General features: G+C 74.0%; 14 protein-coding genes. 9 read left to right on the top strand and 5 right to left on the bottom strand.

Annotation, left to right across the window (positions count from 1 at the left end; genetic code table 11):
* Positions 1-45 precede the first annotated feature (45 nt).
* Positions 46-1,179 carry a Clp protease N-terminal domain-containing protein gene (locus AB0I21_RS28355; RefSeq protein WP_360565637.1) on the bottom strand — a complete coding sequence of 378 codons (1,134 nt, stop codon included), beginning with the start codon at positions 1,177-1,179 and terminating at the stop codon, positions 46-48.
* Between the two features lie 23 nt (positions 1,180-1,202).
* The gene (locus tag AB0I21_RS28350; protein WP_360565635.1) at positions 1,203-1,895 is read right to left on the bottom strand and encodes a TetR/AcrR family transcriptional regulator C-terminal domain-containing protein; all 693 of its coding nucleotides are present in this window, start codon (positions 1,893-1,895) and stop codon (positions 1,203-1,205) included.
* Between the two features lie 128 nt (positions 1,896-2,023).
* On the opposite strand from AB0I21_RS28350, the gene AB0I21_RS28345 reads away from it, so the two are divergent.
* A complete protein-coding gene (locus tag AB0I21_RS28345) occupies positions 2,024-3,001 on the top strand; it encodes an NAD(P)-dependent alcohol dehydrogenase (RefSeq protein WP_360565633.1) in 978 nt (325 codons plus the stop codon).
* Here AB0I21_RS28345 and AB0I21_RS28340 read toward each other — a convergent pair.
* The gene (locus AB0I21_RS28340) at positions 2,991-3,203 is read right to left on the bottom strand and encodes a hypothetical protein (protein WP_360565632.1); all 213 of its coding nucleotides are present in this window, start codon (positions 3,201-3,203) and stop codon (positions 2,991-2,993) included. The two genes, AB0I21_RS28345 and AB0I21_RS28340, sit on opposite strands and share 11 nt — an antisense overlap.
* A gap of 281 nt (positions 3,204-3,484) precedes the next feature.
* Positions 3,485-6,397 carry an ATP-binding protein gene (locus AB0I21_RS28335; RefSeq protein WP_360565630.1) on the bottom strand — a complete coding sequence of 971 codons (2,913 nt, stop codon included), beginning with the start codon at positions 6,395-6,397 and terminating at the stop codon, positions 3,485-3,487.
* Positions 6,398-6,461: 64 nt separating this feature from the next.
* On the opposite strand from AB0I21_RS28335, the gene AB0I21_RS28330 reads away from it, so the two are divergent.
* Both AB0I21_RS28330 and AB0I21_RS28325 read left to right on the top strand, forming a co-directional pair.
* Positions 6,462-7,313: a PIG-L family deacetylase gene (locus AB0I21_RS28330; RefSeq protein ID WP_354901576.1), complete on the top strand. Its 852-nt coding sequence runs from the start codon at positions 6,462-6,464 to the stop codon at positions 7,311-7,313.
* 70 nt (positions 7,314-7,383) lie between these two features.
* Positions 7,384-8,265, top strand: a complete 882-nt coding sequence (locus AB0I21_RS28325; protein WP_360565629.1) for an expansin EXLX1 family cellulose-binding protein — start codon at positions 7,384-7,386, stop codon at positions 8,263-8,265.
* Positions 8,266-8,269: 4 nt separating this feature from the next.
* On the opposite strand, the gene AB0I21_RS28320 is transcribed toward AB0I21_RS28325, so the two are convergent.
* Positions 8,270-9,217 carry a methionyl-tRNA formyltransferase gene (locus AB0I21_RS28320; protein WP_360565627.1) on the bottom strand — a complete coding sequence of 316 codons (948 nt, stop codon included), beginning with the start codon at positions 9,215-9,217 and terminating at the stop codon, positions 8,270-8,272.
* Positions 9,218-9,416: 199 nt separating this feature from the next.
* On the opposite strand from AB0I21_RS28320, the gene AB0I21_RS28315 reads away from it, so the two are divergent.
* The 6 genes from AB0I21_RS28315 (at position 9,417) to AB0I21_RS28290 (ending at position 16,039) form a co-directional block, all read left to right on the top strand.
* Positions 9,417-10,748 (top strand): lysine N(6)-hydroxylase/L-ornithine N(5)-oxygenase family protein, encoded by a 1,332-nt coding sequence (locus AB0I21_RS28315; protein ID WP_360565625.1) that lies wholly within the window; start codon positions 9,417-9,419, stop codon positions 10,746-10,748.
* A 92-nt stretch (positions 10,749-10,840) separates the two neighbouring features.
* Positions 10,841-11,893, top strand: coding sequence for an iron chelate uptake ABC transporter family permease subunit (locus AB0I21_RS28310; protein ID WP_360565623.1), 1,053 nt, complete (start codon positions 10,841-10,843; stop codon positions 11,891-11,893).
* A 44-nt stretch (positions 11,894-11,937) separates the two neighbouring features.
* Positions 11,938-12,987 carry an iron chelate uptake ABC transporter family permease subunit gene (locus tag AB0I21_RS28305; protein WP_360565621.1) on the top strand — a complete coding sequence of 350 codons (1,050 nt, stop codon included), beginning with the start codon at positions 11,938-11,940 and terminating at the stop codon, positions 12,985-12,987.
* A 236-nt stretch (positions 12,988-13,223) separates the two neighbouring features.
* Positions 13,224-14,030: an ABC transporter ATP-binding protein gene (locus AB0I21_RS28300; protein WP_344498875.1), complete on the top strand. Its 807-nt coding sequence runs from the start codon at positions 13,224-13,226 to the stop codon at positions 14,028-14,030.
* Between the two features lie 30 nt (positions 14,031-14,060).
* Positions 14,061-14,300: an MbtH family protein gene (locus tag AB0I21_RS28295; RefSeq protein ID WP_344498877.1), complete on the top strand. Its 240-nt coding sequence runs from the start codon at positions 14,061-14,063 to the stop codon at positions 14,298-14,300.
* 11 nt (positions 14,301-14,311) lie between these two features.
* Positions 14,312-16,039, top strand: coding sequence for an ABC transporter ATP-binding protein (locus tag AB0I21_RS28290; protein ID WP_360565618.1), 1,728 nt, complete (start codon positions 14,312-14,314; stop codon positions 16,037-16,039).
* The last annotated feature ends 19 nt before the right edge of the window (positions 16,040-16,058 follow it).

Raw genomic sequence — 16,058 nt, 5'->3', positions numbered from 1 at the left:
CGATCGGCGCGTCTCCCCGGCGAGGGCGCGGTGTCACATACGCGGCTACGGCAGCGTCCGCGCCACGTCGTCGCGGACGTCGCCGGGGTCGGCGCCGAGCGCCCGCACCAGCCGCGCCGCGGTCCCGTCCGCGTCGAGGGCCGCGACCGTCAGGTGCGACGACCCGGTCTCGTCGTGCCCGGCGTCGCGGGCCAGGGCGACGGCCCGGTCGACGGCGTCGACGGCCTCCGCGGTCCAGCCCGGCCCGGGGAACCGGATGACGAGCTGCGCCCGCCCGTGCGGCACGACGGCCAAGTCGGCCACCCGCGCGTCCGGCATCGCCGCGACGGCGCGGTCGAGGGTCACGCCGTGGGTGGCGAGGACGTCGAGGGCGGCGTTGAACGGCTGGACGGCCGGCCTGAGGTGCAGGTCCGCGGCCCGGAGCTGCGCGGCCATGCCGGCGGCGCCGAGCAGCAGATGCGCGGAGGTGACGGGGCCGTCGCCGAGGCGGGCCGCCTGACGCATCGCCTCCCACAGCAGAATGCTGGCCGTCCCCGTGCCGTAGCGGTCGCGCTGCCGGTGCTCAAGCCGGAACCGGCGGTCCCGCCAGCCCGCGAAGCCGGCGCGGTCGGCCAGCTCACGGTGTCCTTCGAGCATGGCCACGGCCGGCCGGTTCGGGCGCCCGGGCTCGCGCCAGCACGGGTCGGCCCGGATCACGGCGGCCAGCTCGGCGCGGTCGGCCGGGTCCGCGGGCAGGCCGTGCGTCGCCGCGCCGGGGGACCGCAACACGCCCGCCAGCACGTGCACCCGGCCGACGTGCGCGACACCGGCCTCCCGCGCCTCGTCGAGGGCCGCGCGCAGTCCCGACACCGCCGACTCCCGCCATTGCGCCGGCGGCCGCTCGCTCCTTGTCACGCGCTGTGCGCCGGCGAGGTGGTCCGCCTCCCGCAGCAGCAGCGTCACGGGGTCGGCGGCGTCGAAGTCCCGCACCAACGGGTCGTCCACGGACTCGGGTGGCGGCCCGCCCCAGCCGGGTATCTTCCGTAGCCGCCGCAGCGCCTGGTGCGTGGCTGCCGACTCCCCGGCGCCCCCCTCGGCGGCCCACAGGAGCGCGCCCGCGTCGACCGGTCCGCCGGACATGGGCCAGGGACGGCCCGCCGCGATCAGGGACTGCACGACGTCACTGCCGAACTCAGGCATGAGCCCGATTGTCGGTGCAGGGGTCAAGGGCGGGAGGTCCAGCCGCGCCGGCGGAGCTGCTCGAAGCCGTCCAGGAGCAGGTCGAGCGAGAACTCGAACTCGAACTGGTCGTCGCAGCCGCTGCCGACCACCGACGCGTCGTCATGGGCTATCCTGGTCGTGATTTCGCTGATGTACGGGAACCGGGCCGCCATCTGCCGGGCGGTCTCGGGGTCGGGCGGCGCCACCTCGGACGGGGGCGTGGCGAACAGCTCCTGCGAGAAGCCCAGGATGCGGCTGCCCATCGCGTGCATCACGTGGTGGGTGAGGTCCACGGACAGCCCGCCGGTGCGGAACATGCCGATCATCGAGTCCATGTACTGCATGACCACCGGGGTGGGGGCGGTGCGGGACTCCAGCACGCGCGACGCCCACGGGTGGCGCAGCAGGGCCCGGCGGGCGGACAGGATCCGCTGCCGGACGGCGTCGCGCCAGTCCCCGGCGGCCGCGGCCGGCGGGTCGATCTCGCCGACGACCACGTCGAGCATGCCGTCGAGGAGCTCCTCCTTGTTGGCGACGTGCTTGTAGAGCGCCATCGGCACGACGCCGAGCACCTGGGCGAGCTTGCGCATGCTGAGCGCGTCGATGCCGGTCTCATCGGCGAGGGCGACCGCGGCGCGCAGCACCCGGTCCCTGGTCAGCGGCGCACGAGCCGTCGCTGAGACCTGTCGCGTCAACCCGATCACCCGTCCCTTCCGCAGCCGTCGACGATATCGCCTCTTGACTGGTGTACGCCGTACACCCTACCTTCGGTGCAGCAGGTGTACGCCGTACACCTGAACACGGCGACATGGAGGAGCTTGCGATGAAGGCGATCGTCCAGGACCGCTACGGGGCGTCCGACGTGCTGCGGGTCGGCGAGATCGAGCCGCCGGCGGCCGGCGACGGCGAGGTGCTCGTGCGCGTCCAGGCCGCGTCGGTCAACGCCCGCGACTGGCACGTGATGCGCGGCGACCCGTACGTGGCCCGCATGGCGTTCGGGCTCGGCGCACCGAAGGTGCGGGTGCGTGGCACCGACTTCGCCGGCCGGGTCGAGGCGGTCGGCGCGGGGGTGACCCGCTTCCGGCCCGGCGACGAGGTCTACGGCGAGGTCGACGCGGCGTTCGCGGAGTACGTGCGGGTCCCGGCCGCCGGCGCGGTGGACCGCAAGCCGGCGAACGTGACGTTCGAGCAGGCCGCCGCGGTGCCCCTCGCCGGCAACACCGCCCTCATGGGGCTGCGCGACGAGGCGGGCGTGCGGCCCGGGCAGCGGGTGCTCGTCAACGGCGCGTCAGGCGGGGTCGGCACGTTCGCGGTGCAGCTGGCCAAGGCCTTCGGCGCGCACGTCACCGGCGTGTGCAGCACCAGGAACGTCGACCTCGTCCGGTCGCTCGGCGCCGACCGTGTCATCGACTACACCGTCGCCGACTTCGTCCGGGAGGGCGGCCCGTACGACGTCGTCTTCGACCTCGTGGGCAACCGTTCCCTGGCGGAGTTCCGGCGGGTCCTCACGCCCACGGGGACGCTGGTGCTGTCCGGCGGCGGGGTGTCCGAGGGTGGCAGCCTGTTCGGGCCGGTCGGCCTGATCACCAGGGGGCGGGTGGTGTCGCGGTTCGTCCGGCACCGGGTGCGCGTGCTCACCGCGGTGCCGGGCCGGGAGAACCTCGCGACGCTGCGCGAGCTGATCGAGTCGGGCGCGGTCATACCGGTCATCGACCGCACCTTCCCGCTCGGGGAGGCGGCCGAGGCCGTCCGCTACCTGGAGATGGACCACGCCCGGGCGAAGGTCGTCATCACTGTGTGACCAGGGTCCGGCACACGTCGGTGTCGAGGTCGGCCAGCAGGCCGCGGGCCTGCAGGGCGTACTGCTCGCTGATGTCGATGGTGGACAGGGCGGCGGTGCGGCGCTCGCCGGGGGCGACCCTGCGGGTGGCCGCGAGCTGGTTGCGGGCGGCGCTCAGCTGGGCCAGGTGGGCGTCCAGGAGCGCGAGCATGTCGTAGTGCATGGTTCCTGACCCTCGACGTCGGGGTGGTGGCCGCCGTACCGCTGGGAGACGGCGGCCCGACCGGCCTACTTCTTCTTCTTGTTCTTCTTGTCCTTCTTCGACTTCTTCGACTTCTTCGCCATGTCGCCCACCTCCGATTCCGGCCCCGTGACCAGTGGATTCGTTCATGATCCTATGGTTAGGACGACGCCTGCGGGGTAAACATCGTTCCCCTTGCGTACACCTGCTGTTCGTCGGCAGTACACCTTCAGGCGGGCTCAGGGCAGGGCTCACTGCAGGGCTCAGGGCAGGGCCCAGGGCAGGGTGAACGTGAAGGTCGTGCCGGTGGGGTCGGCCGGGCTGGCGGCGATCGTGCCGTGATGGGCGTCGACGATCGCCTTGGTGACGGCGAGGCCCAGGCCGGTGCCCTTGATGCCGTGGGCGAGGGCCGTCGAGGCGCGGAAGAAGCGGGTGAAGAGCTGCTGGTACTGCTCGGCGGGGATCCCGATGCCGGTGTCGGTGACGCTGACCGATGTAGGGCCCTCAGCGCCGGCGGCGGTGGCGGCGACCGTGACGGTGCCGCCGCCCGGGGTGTACTTGACCGCGTTGGACAGCAGGTTGTCCAGCACCTGCCGCAGCCGCGCCGGGTCGGCCCGCACGGTGAGGTCCGCGGCGGCGTCCAGGCGCAGCGCGACGCCCTTCGCGTCCGCCGCCGGCCGGTGGTCCTCGACCGCCTCGCGCAGGAAGCGGGTCAGCGGCACCGGCCGCGGGTCGACGGCGAGGCTCGCGCTGCCGAGGCGGGCCAGGTCCAGCAGGTCGTCGACGAGCTGCTGCATGTGGCTGCTGTGCCGGCGGATGACCTCGCCGTAGTGGCGCACGTCGTCGCTGACGCCGGGCTCGTCGCCGATGATCTCCGCGTACCCGAGGATCGTGCCGATCGGGTTGCGTAGCTCGTGGGAGACGAGCGCGACGAGGTCGTCCTTCATCCGGTCGAGCTCGCGCAGCCGCCGCACCTGCTGCCGCTGCTCGGCGAGCAGCTCCTCCCGGTGCTCGGCGAGGATCCGGCGCTCGGTGACGTTGGTGCTCATCCCGTCCAGGAACAGCCGCCCGCCCTCCCGCCGCGGGACCGCGCGGGTCCAGACCCAGCGGGTGACGCCGTCGAAGCCGGTGACCCGCACCTCCATCTCCGCCGGCTGGTCGGCGGCGAGCGAGGCGTGGAACCCGCCGTACAGGACGTGGTCCTCCGGGTGGACCCGGTCGGCGAGCACCATCGCGAGGTCGGTGCCGGCGGGCACCGGCGAGCCGAAGACGCCGCCGCCGTCGGGGCTCGCGTAGACGGAGCGGACGGACCGGTCGGTGAGCACCTCGACCGTCCACACGAAGTCGTTCACGTTCGCGACGACCCGGTCGAAGTCGCGGCGCGCGGCGGCGAGGGCGGTGCTGAGGTCGTCGGCGCGCAGCCGCTCGATGTGCCGGGCGATGTGGGCGCAGACGCCGTCGAGCATCGCCAGGACGTCCGGGTCGGGCGGGACGAGCCGTTCGGTGGCGAAGACCAGCACGCCCAGGACGGTGCCGCTGCTGAGGACCGGCAGCCCGATCGCGGCGTGCAGGCCCGCCGCCAGGGCGTCGTCCCGGCGCGGCGACGGGTACGGCAGCTGCCCGATGTCCCCGAGCCACTGCGGCCGGCCCGTGCTCCAGACGCGGCCGATCATGCCGTCGCCGGGGCCGGCGGCCGGTGCGTCGTCGACGAACGCGGGCCGGGCCCGGCCGGGGGAGACCCACACCCCGAGCCGGTCGGCGACGCCGGCGTCCGGGTCGACGTGCCAGTACTCGCCGAGCGCCCAGTCGAGCGCGACGGTGACCGCCTCGACGACGGCGCCCGCCGCCTGCGCCGCCCCGGCCGCGGTCGTCAGCGCCTCCGCGACCGCGAGCTGCGCGCCGCGCAGCCGCTCGGCCCGGTGCGCGTCGGTGATGTCGTGCATCGCGACGACCGCGCCGAGCCGGCCGCCGTCCGGGGCGTCGATCGGCTGGCCGTTGCACAGGAAGCGGCGCTGCGCACCGGTGGGGTCGCCGACGACGATCTCCTCGCCGTGCACGTGCTCGCCGGCGAACGCGCGGGCGAGCGGCACCTGGTCGGGGCGCAGCCGGCGTCGGCCGTCGGCGGCGTAGAGCTGGTAGGTGCCGGCCCAGTTCGGCGCGCTCGTCGGCTCGACCGCCACGCCCGGGTGCGCGTCGCGGAACGCCCGGTTGACGGTGGCGATCCGGCCCTCGCCGTCGCAGGCGACGACGGCGGTGTCGAGGCTGTCCAGCAGCGCCCGCTGGAACGTGCGCTCGGCGTCCAGCTGCCGCCGCGCGGCCTGCCGCGGGCTCAGATCGTGCACGAACGCGTGGATGACGGGTCGGTCGCGCTCCACGTACGGCTGCCCGATGACCTCGATCGGGAACCTGCGACCGGCCCGGTCGACCGCGGTCACCTCGAGGGTGCCGGCCGATCCGCTCCCGGCGGCCCTGGAGGTCTCCGCCAGCCACGCGGCGAACGCGTCCCGCGACGTGCCGGCGACGACCACACCGACCGGCCCGCCCAGGGTCTCCGCCGCCGACCGGCCGAACATGCGCTCCGCGGCGAGGTTCCACGCGAGGACCGTGCCGGCGGCGTCGAGCGACACGAACGCGTCGGCGGCGCTGTCCAGCACCGCCTGCGTCCGCGTCGAGGCGAGCAGCAGCTCGCTGTTGGCCAGCCGCAGCGCCAGCTCGACCTCGGCGGCTCCGGCGAGGTCGGCGACCGTGTCGAGGTCCTCGGCGCTCCACTGCCGCGGCGCGTGGTCGGCCACGCAGAAGCAGCCGAGCACCTGCCCGTCGGGGGTGCGCAGCGGGTACCCCACGAAGGCGGCGACCAGGTCCGGCCGCTCGGCGGCCCGGATCACCAGCGGCGCGCCGTCGTCGACCACGGTCCGGCAGGAGGCCTGGGCGAGCGGGGAGTCCCGCGCGCCGGTGGGGCCGGCGGCGCTCACGAACACCTGGCGGTCGGCGTCGACCAGCGACACCAGCGCGGCCGGCACCCCGACCGCGCGCCGCGCGAGCCGGGTCAGCCGGTCCAGCGACGGCACCCCGCCGGCGTGCAGGAGGCCGGTGGCGTGCAGCGTCTCCAGGCGCGCCGGATCGCCGGCGCGGCCCGCGGCTGCCGCGCCCGCCGGTCGTGACCCACGCCCCCGCACGCCACATTATCGGCGGGCCCGGCGCGGACCTGAGCCGCGCGCGCGAGTGGATAGGGTGGGTCGCATGGCTGAGCGACCCTTGACGCTGATGGCAGTGCACGCACACCCCGACGACGAGGCGACCGGCACCGGTGGCGTGCTGGCGAAGTACGCCGCGGAGGGCATCACGACCGTGCTGGTGACCTGCACCGACGGGCGCTGCGGCGACGGGCCCGGCGGGGTGAAGCCGGGGGAGCCCGGGCACGACCCCGACGCGGTGGCCGCGATGCGCGCCGAGGAGCTCGAGGCCGCCTGCGCGGCGTTGAAGGTGTCGCACCTGGAGCTGCTCGGCTACCCCGACTCGGGGATGATGGGCTGGTCGACGAACGACGTGGCCGGCTCGTTCTGGACCACGCCCGTGCCGGAGGCCGCCGAGCGGCTCGCCGGGCTGATCCGGCGGTACGAGCCGGACGTGATCGTCACCTACGACGAGAACGGGTTCTACGGCCACCCCGACCACATCCAGGCGCACCGGATCACGATGGCCGCGGTCGAGCTGACCGGCAGCCCCGCCAAGGTGTACTGGACGACCGTGCCCCGCTCCGGCATGGAGGAGTTCGGCCGGACGCTGCGCGAGCTCGGTGTCGAGTTCGACGTGCCGGACCCGGAGCCCGATCCCGCGTCGGACACCGCACCCCAGGGGCCGCCGATCGGCCTGCCGGACGAGGAGATCACGACGTGGGTCGACACCAGGGCGTACGGGTCGCAGAAGTACGACGCGCTCGCCGCCCACGCCAGCCAGGGCGAGAACATCTTCTTCCTGAAGATGGGCCGGGAGCGCTTCACCGCGCTGATGGGCGTGGAGACGTTCCTGCGGGTGCGTGACACGACCGGCGCGCCGCTGCCGGAGGACGACCTGTTCGCCGGCCTCCGCTGAGGTTGTGCGGCGGCTTAAGCGTTCCTTTGGCGGCGGCCCGGCGGCCCGGGGCCCGGCTACGATGCCGATCGTGCTGGACAACCCCGAACCGCAGCAACCGTGGTGGACGCGCCGCAGCGCGTGGGTGGTCGCGGCCGCCGGTGCCGTCGTCGCCGGCACCGCGACCGTCGCGCTCGTCGCCCAGGCGTCCGGCGCGGCGTGTGCCGCGCCCGCGGCGTCCTCGGGGCAGGCGACGTTCTACGCGGCCGACGGTGGCGGCAACTGCTCGTTCGACCAGGTGCCGAACCCGCTCGTGGTGGCGCTCGGCAACGCCGAGTACGCGGCCGGCGCGGCGTGCGGCGGCTACCTGGACGTGAAGGGGCCCAAGGGCACGGTCCGGGTCAAGGTCACCGACCGCTGCCCGGAGTGCGCCGCCGGGCACCTGGACCTGAGCCGGCAGGCGTTCGCGAAGATCGGCGACCCGGTCGCGGGGGTCATCAAGGTGACCTACAGCCGGGTGACCAGCCCGCCGGTGCCCGGTCCGATGACCGTCCGGGTCAAGGAGGGTTCGTCGCGGTACTGGCTGGCGCTGCGCCTGGACAACACCGGCAACCCGCTGTCGGCGGTGGAGCTGCAGTCCGGCGGTGGCTGGAAGGCGCTGAGCCACACCGACTACAACTACTGGATCGCGCAGAACGGCGCCGGGAACGGGCCGTTCACGGTCCGCGTGACCGACACCGCCGGCCGGCGCACGACGCTGAGCGGCGTGACGCTGACGGTCGGCACCGTGCAGCGCCCGGGCGCCACCGCGGCCGCGCCGGCGCCGTCGAAGACCCCTCCGGTCAGCAGGTCCGCGGCGCCGGTGTCGCCGGAGGCCGTCGCCGCGTCCGCCCCGCAAGAGTCCGCCGGCGTGCCGGCGACCCCTGAGGCCACTGAGGCCACTGCGGCGCAGCCGCCGGCGCGGTGCGGCTGAGCGGTCACCGCCGGGCGGTGAGGTATCCGCCCATGGTCGTGAAGTAGTCCTTGGCGGCGAGCTCGGTGCCGTCCTCCGTGCGGATCCGCTCGACGGCCAGGCCGTGGCTGCGGCCCCGGCGGGCCTCGGCGCCGGCCACGACGACGACGGCGTCGCCCTCGCGGATGAAGATGCGGCCCGGGGTGCCGCCGTAGACGCCCTTGGACACCGACGCGGCGACGATCTGGATGCGGCGGCCGCGGTGGTACGTGAAAGCGTTCGGGTACGGGTCGGACTGGGCGCGCACGAGCCGGTCGAGGTCCTCCGCCGGCCAGGTCCAGTCGATGCGGCTGTCCTCCTCGGCGCGCTTGTGGAAGAAGCTGGCCTTCGAGCGGTCCTGCGGGGTCCAGTCGGTGCGCCCGGACGCGATCAGGTCCAGGCCGTCGACGGTGATCGGGCCGAACAGCGCGAGGGTCTTGTGGAACAGGTCGGTCGTGGTGTCGCGGTCGCCGACGGGGACCGCCCGCTGCAGGACGATGTCGCCCGCGTCGAGCTCCGCGTCCATCATGTGCGCGGTGACGCCGACCTCGCGCTCGCCGTTGATGAGGGCCCAGATCAGCGGGGAGAAGCCGGCGTAGGCGGGCAGCAGCGAGTCGTGCACGTTGAGGGTGCCGCGGCGGGGCAGCTCGAAGATCTCCGGCGGGATCCAGGTGCGCCAGTTGGTGGCGACGATCACGTCAGGGTCCGCCTGCTTGAGCCGGTCGAGCAGCTCGGCGTCGTCGGGCCGGTCCCGGATGATCACCTCGACGCCGTGTCCGGTCGCGAGGTCGGCGACGGAGTCGTTCCAGATCCGCTCGTACGGGTGGTCGCTCACCGGATGGGTCACGACCAGCGCGACCTCGTGCTCGGAGGCCAGCAGCGCCTGGAGCGTGCGGTGCCCCCAGGTCTGATATCCGAACATGACGACGCGCATGGGGCCTCCCAGATGAGTGACGGCATTCGATGCCATAGCCTTCGATCGGGAGTTAGGTTAGTCTACCCTTCATTCACGTGGTAGCCGCAGGGCGGTCGTGACAAGCGTGAAAACTAAGGTTAGGCTTCCCTAACTCCACGCCGGTCGGTGGTGGAGGCGGAGCGGTCGAGCCGGGCTCGACATGGACGATGGGACTGCGATGCCAGAGCCGCGCGGGGATCAAGGACCGGTCTTCGATCTGGTCGGGGTGGGCTTCGGGCCATCGAACCTGGCGCTCGCGATCGCCGTGCAGGAGCGCGCCGCCGCCGGCGGCACGCCCGTGAGCGCCGTGTTCCTGGAGCGGCAGGCCTCGTTCGGCTGGCACCGGGGCATGCTCATCGAGGACGCGACGATGCAGGTCTCGTTCCTCAAGGACCTCGTCACGATGCGCAACCCGACCAGCTCCTTCAGCTTCCTGTGCTACCTGCAGGAGCGCGGCCGGCTCATCGACTTCGTCAACCACAAGAGCCTGTTCCCGCTGCGGGTCGAGTTCCACGACTACCTCGAATGGGCCGCCGCCCGCGTGGACGACATGGTCCGCTACGGCGAGGACGTCACCGCGGTCCGCCCCGTCTTCGACGACGACACCATCAGCGCGTATGACGTGGAGACCCGCGACCGGACGGGTGCCCGCCGGACCGTCCGCGCCCGCAACGTCGTGCTCGCCAGCGGGCTGCGCCCCGCCCTGCCGCCGGGCATCGAGGCGTCGAAGCGCGTCTGGCACAGCCGCGACCTGCTGACCAATGTGGACGATCTGGCCGGCGCCGACCCGTCCCGGTTCGTGGTCGTCGGCGCCGGGCAGAGCGCCGCCGAGGTCACCGCGTTCCTGCACGAGCGCTTCCCGTCGGCCGAGGTCTGCGGCGTGCTGTCCCGCTACGGCTACAGCCCCGCCGACGACAGCCCCTTCGCCAACCGCATCTTCGACCCCCTGGCCGTCGACGACTACTTCGACGCCTCCGCCCAGGTGAAGTCGATGCTGCTCGGGTACCACGCCAACACCAACTACTCCGTCGTGGACACCGACCTCATCGAGGCGCTCTACCGCCGGGTGTACCGGGAGAAGGTCCTCGGCTCGCAGCGGCTGCGCCTGCTCAACGTCTCCCGCCTCACCGCCGCCGAGGAGCTCGGCGACCGGGTCGCGGTCACCGTCGAGTCGATGCTCACCGGCGCCCGCACCGTGCTGGACGCCGACGTCCTCGTCTGCGCCACCGGCTACACGCCCGCCGACCCGTTCCCGCTGCTCGGCGAGCTCGCCGGCCGGTGCCACTACGACGAGGAAGGGCGCGCGGTCGTCGAGCGCGACTACCGCATCCGCACCGACGCGAGCGTGCTGGCCGGCATCTACCTGCAGGGCGGCACCGAGCACACGCACGGCATCAGCTCGTCGCTGCTGTCCAACACCGCGATCCGCTCCGCGGAGATCCTGGAGTCGGTCTGCGACCGGCGCCGCGCCTCCGTGCCCGCACTGTCCGGGTCGGGCTCCTACGCGTGAGCCGGTCGACCACACCGGAGCCGCCCGGCGCGGCGGTTCTGACCGCAGGGCCCACCACGGCACGCCCGCAGCCGGCACCCGGGCGTGCCGTGGTGCCGGACCTCCAGCCGGCCGCCGCCGGGAAGAACCGGCCGGCCGGGCTGGCCGCCACGAACGCCCGCCGGGCGGGGTGGCTCGCCGGGTCCGTCGGCGTGCTCGCCGTGGTCTGCCTGCTGAGCATCGCCGTCGGCACCAAGAACCTGTCCCCGGCGACGATCTGGGACGCGTTCGCGCACTACACCGGCACCGGCGACCAGTCGATCGTGCGGGACCTGCGGGTGCCCCGGACCGTGCTGGCGATCCTCGTCGGCGCCTCGCTCGGCATCTCCGGCGCCGTCATCCAGGCCGTCACCCGCAACCCGCTCGCCGACACGCAGGTCCTGGGGATCAACGCGGGCGCCGGCCTCTTCGTCGTCGTCGCGATCGGGCTGCTCGGCCTGTCGAGCATCACCGCGTACGTCTGGTTCGCGTTCGCGGGTGTCGTCGTCGCGATGCTGCTCGTCTACGCCCTCGCCGCCGTCGGCCGAGGGCCGGCCACCCCGGTGCGGCTGCTGCTCGCCGGCGTCGCGCTCGGCGCCGTGCTCGACGGCGTCGCCTCGGGCATCCGGCTCGTGCGCCCGCGCGCCTTCTACTACCTGCGGTTCTGGGACGTCGGCGCGCTCACCGGCCGCGGCTGGGACGTCGTCGGCGCCGTCGCGCCGTTCGTCGTCGCCGGGCTCGTCCTCGCGCTGCTCGTCGCCCGGTCCCTCAACACCGTCGCGCTCGGCGACGACCTCGCCCGCTCCCTGGGCGCCGGCCTCGGCCGGACCCGCGCCGGCGCCGTGCTGTCGGTGACGCTCCTCGCGGGCGCGGCGACCGCGGCGGTCGGGCCGATCGGCTTCGTCGGCCTCATGGTGCCGCACGTGGCCCGCTGGATCACCGGCCCCGACCAGCGCTGGATCTTCGCGTTCACGCTCGTCGGCGGGCCGGTCCTGCTGCTGTCCGCCGACATCGTCGGCCGGGTCGTGCTGCGCCCCGGCGAGCTGCAGGCGGGCATCGTGACCGCGTTCATCGGCGCGCCCGTGCTCATCTGGCTCGTCCGCCGCCGCTCGGCGAGCGCCCTGTGAAGCCGCTCGTGTCGCGCCTCGTGAAGCCGGTCGGGGAGCGTGCCGTGGGATCCACTGTCGACTTCGGACGGTCGGCGTACACGCTGCGGATCGGGCGGACCGTCTCGGTGCGCGCCGGCGTCCGCGTCGCCGTCACCTGCGTCGTGCTGCTGCTCGCCGCCGCGGCGGTCGCCGTCCTCGCGCTCGGCACCGGCGAGTTCACCGCGACGCCCGCCGAGGTGCTGCAGGCCCTGTCCGGCGACGGGTCCCGCGCGGTGCGGCTCGTCGTCGTCGAGTGGCGGTTGCCCCGGGTGCTGCTCGCGCTGCTCGTCGGCGCCGCGATGGGCGTCTCCGGCGCCATCTTCCAGGCGCTGACCCGCAACCCGCTCGGCAGCCCCGACATCCTGGGGTTCAGCACCGGCGCGTACACCGGCGTCCTGGTCTGCGTCGTCTTCATCGGCAAGAGCTACCCCCAGACCGCGACCGCCGCGCTGGCCGGCGGCATCGCGACCGCCGCGCTGGTCTACGTGCTCTCGCTGCGGCGCGGGGTCCAGGGCTTCCGGCTCATCATCGTCGGCATCGCGGTCAGCGCCGTCCTGAGCTCCGTCAACCAGTGGTTCATCATCAAGATGGACCTGCAGACCGCCGTCGCCGCCACGATCTGGGGCAAGGGCACGCTCAACGGCGTCGGCTGGGACCAGGTCACGCCGGCCGCCGCCGCGATCGGCGCGCTGTGCCTGGGGGTGGCGGCGCTCGGCCGGCGGCTGCAGGTGATGGAGCTCGGCGACGACGCGGCCGCCGCGGTCGGTGTCGGGGTCGAGCGGACCCGCCTCGCCTACCTCGCGCTCGGCGTCGCGCTCATCGCCGCCGCGACCGCCGTCGCCGGGCCGATCTCGTTCGTGGCGCTCGCCGCGCCGCAGCTGGCGCACCGGCTCGCCCGCACCGCCGGGATCGCCCTCGTGCCGTCCGCCGCCATGGGCGCGCTGCTGCTCATGGCGAGCGACTTCGCGGCGCAGCGGGTGTTCGCGCCGACCCAGCTGCCGGTCGGCGTGGTCACCGTGTCCATCGGCGGCCTGTATTTCGTGTGGCTGCTGGCCCGCCAGGCGAGGAGATGAGCATGACCATGAGCATGAGCGGACAGCGAAGCGGCCGGCGCCGGAGCGCGGCGGAGGTGGCGGCATGACCGGCCAGCGGAGCGGCTCGGGCCGGTCATCATGTGGCAGGTTCAGGGCAGGCCGACGCCGGAGCGCGGCGGAGGTGGCGGCATGACCGGCCAGCGGAGCGGCTCGGGCCGGTCATCATGTGGCAGGTTCAGGGCAGGCCGACGCCGGAGCGCAGCGGAGGTGGCGGCATGACCCGGTTGCGCGCGGACCGCATCACCGTCGGCTACGACCGCAGGACGATCAGCACGGACCTGGACCTCGCCGTCCCGGACGGCCGGTTCACCGTGATCGTCGGGCCCAACGCCTGCGGCAAGTCCACGCTGCTGCGCGCGCTGTCGCGGCTGCTCACCCCGGCCAAGGGGCAGGTCCTGCTGGACGGCCGGGCGATCCACGCGTACCCGGCGAAGGAGGTCGCCCGCCGGCTCGGGCTGCTGCCGCAGTCGTCCGTGGCGCCCGACGGCATCACCGTCGCCGAGCTCGTCGCCCGTGGCCGGTTCCCGCACCAGCGGCTGCTGCGCCAGTGGTCGGTCGACGACGAGGCCGCGGTCGCCGCGGCGATGGCCGCGACCGGCGTCGCCGAACTGTCCGGGGAACTCGTCGACACGCTGTCGGGCGGCCAGCGGCAGCGGGTGTGGGTCGCGATGGTCCTCGCCCAGCAGACCCCGATCGTGCTGCTCGACGAGCCGACGACGTTCCTGGACATCGCACACCAGGTCGAGCTGCTCGAGCTGTGCCTGCGCCTCAACCGGGAGCAGGGCACCACGATGGTCGCGGTCCTGCACGACCTCAACCACGCCTGCCGCTACGCCGATCACATCGTGGTGATGAAGGCGGGCGTCGTCGTCGCCGAGGGCGACCCGCGGGAGGTCGTGACCGGCGACCTCGTCGAGGACGTCTTCGGCCTGCCGTGCCGCATCATCCCCGACCCGGAGACCGGCACGCCGCTGGTCATCCCGCGCGCCGGCGCGCTGCACGCGGCCACCGCAACGCTCTGAACCGACCTTGTGAGAAGGGAACCATCAAGCATGTCCAGCAACCCGTTCGACGACGAGAACGGCACGTTCTTCGTGCTCGTCAACGACGAGGAACAGCACTCGCTGTGGCCGACGTTCGCCGCGGTGCCGGCCGGCTGGCGGATCGTCTTCGGCGAGAGCGGCCAGACCTCCCGCCAGGAATGCGTGGACTACGTCGACCGCCACTGGACCGACCTGCGGCCGAAGAGCCTGCGGGACAGTATGGCGCAGGACGTCGCAGCGGCCGTCTGACGATGCCGCCGATGACCGGATCCCGCATCCTGCGGCGCTCCCTCACCCGCAACCGGGCCCGCCTCACCGCCGGCACCGGCCTCATCAGCCTGCACCAGCTCGCCGAGGCGACCGTGCCGGTCCTCATCGGCGTCGGCATCGACCGTGCCGTCGCACCCGGCGACGGCACGGCGCTGCTGCTGTGGGTGGCGGCGCTCGCCGCGCTCTTCGTCGGCCTGCACCTGTGCTACCGCTTCGGCGCCCGCCAGCTGATGCTCGCCATCGCCAACGAGGCGTACCTGCTGCGCGGCGAACTGGCCGCGAGGATCGTGCACCCGCGCCGGCTGCGCACCGACCTGCGCGCCGGCGAGCTGCTCACGGTGTCCAGCACCGACGCCGACAACGTCTCCTACCTGCTGGACTACGTGCCGCGCATCGCCGGCGCGATCACCGCGACCGCCGTCAGCGCCGCCGTGCTGCTCGCCGTCGACTGGCGGCTCGGCCTGGTCGTGCTGGTCGGCACGCCGGTCGTCCTCGTCGGCATGCAGTTCGCCGGCCCGCTCATCACCCGGCGGGTCACCGAGCAGCAGGAGCTCGCCGGCAAGGCCACCGCGCTCGCCACCGACCTGGTCAGCGGGGTCCGTCCGCTGCGGGGGCTCGGCGCCGAGCGGGCCGCCGCCCGCCGCTACCGCGACGTCAGCCAGGCCTCGCTGCGCGCCGCGCTGCGGGCCGCCGGCACCCAGAGCCGCTACCTGGCGTTCTCCACCGCGGGCAGCGCACTGCTCGCCTGCGGGGTCGCCGTGCTCGCCGGCTGGTTCGCCCTGGACGGCCGGATCAGCGTCGGCGAGTTCATCATGGTGATCGGCCTGGCCCAGTTCCTGCTGGAGCCGATCGGGCTCCTCGCGATCGTGCCGAGCTGGGTCGCCGAGGCGCGCGCCTCCGCGGACCGGTGCGCCCTGGTCCTGGGTGCCGAGCTGCTCCTGCCGGCGGGGGCAGAGCAGAAGACCGTTGCAGAGCCGCATCTTGTACTGGCGGCGGTGCGCCACGGCACCCTCGAAGGCCTCGACCTGACGGTGCGCCCCGGCGAGTTCGTCGGCGTGGTGACCCCCCGCTCCGCCGACGGCGAGGCCCTCGTGCGGCTGCTCGCCGGCGGTGTCCCGCCGGACGAGTTCGAAGGGTCGGTCACGCTCGGCGGGGTGGCCCTCCATGACCTGGAGCCGGCCCGCGCACGGGCGCTCATGCTCGTCGAGCCGCACCACACGGACCTGTTCACCGGCACCGTCGCGGCCAATGTCGCACTGGTGGAGGACGGCGGGGCAGGGGACCAGGCAGGGGACCAGGCAGTGGACCAGACGGTGGACCAGGCAGCGCTGGCGGCCGCGCTCGAGGCGTCGGCCGCCGCCGAGGTCGTCGACGGCCACCCCGACGGGATGCGGCGGCACGTCGCCGAGCGCGGCGCAACCCTGTCCGGCGGGCAGCGGCAGCGGCTCGCCCTCGCCCGCGCGCTCCTCGCCCGCCCGCCGATCCTCGTGCTGCACGACCCGACGACCGCCGTCGACACCGTCACGGAGCACTCGATCGCGCGGTCCGTCCGCGCGCTCCGGCAGGGCAGCACCACCGTCGTCATCACCAGCAGCCCCGCCATGCTCGCCGTCACCGACCGGGTCGTCGTCGTCGCCGACGGCAGGGTGTCGGTCGAGGGCGGCCACGCCGAGCTCGGCGCGACCCACGACGACTACCGGAAGGTGGTGCTGCGGTGAGCGGCCAGCGGAGCGGCTC

Source organism: Dactylosporangium sp. NPDC050588, assembly GCF_040654975.1.
Lineage (GTDB): Bacteria > Actinomycetota > Actinomycetes > Mycobacteriales > Micromonosporaceae > Dactylosporangium > Dactylosporangium maewongense.
The sequence above is the reverse complement of the archived record's forward strand: the minus strand, read 5'-3'. Positions and strand labels throughout refer to the sequence as shown.

Coding starts and splice junctions, on each gene's coding strand:
- AB0I21_RS28355 (WP_360565637.1), bottom strand. CDS start 1,179: ATGCCTGAGTTCGGCAGTGACGTCGTGCAGTCCCTGATCGCGGCGGGC.
- AB0I21_RS28345 (WP_360565633.1), top strand. CDS start 2,024: ATGAAGGCGATCGTCCAGGACCGCTACGGGGCGTCCGACGTGCTGCGG.
- AB0I21_RS28340 (WP_360565632.1), bottom strand. CDS start 3,203: ATGCACTACGACATGCTCGCGCTCCTGGACGCCCACCTGGCCCAGCTG.
- AB0I21_RS28330 (WP_354901576.1), top strand. CDS start 6,462: ATGGCTGAGCGACCCTTGACGCTGATGGCAGTGCACGCACACCCCGAC.
- AB0I21_RS28320 (WP_360565627.1), bottom strand. CDS start 9,217: ATGCGCGTCGTCATGTTCGGATATCAGACCTGGGGGCACCGCACGCTC.
- AB0I21_RS28315 (WP_360565625.1), top strand. CDS start 9,417: ATGCCAGAGCCGCGCGGGGATCAAGGACCGGTCTTCGATCTGGTCGGG.
- AB0I21_RS28300 (WP_344498875.1), top strand. CDS start 13,224: ATGACCCGGTTGCGCGCGGACCGCATCACCGTCGGCTACGACCGCAGG.
- AB0I21_RS28295 (WP_344498877.1), top strand. CDS start 14,061: ATGTCCAGCAACCCGTTCGACGACGAGAACGGCACGTTCTTCGTGCTC.
- AB0I21_RS28290 (WP_360565618.1), top strand. CDS start 14,312: ATGACCGGATCCCGCATCCTGCGGCGCTCCCTCACCCGCAACCGGGCC.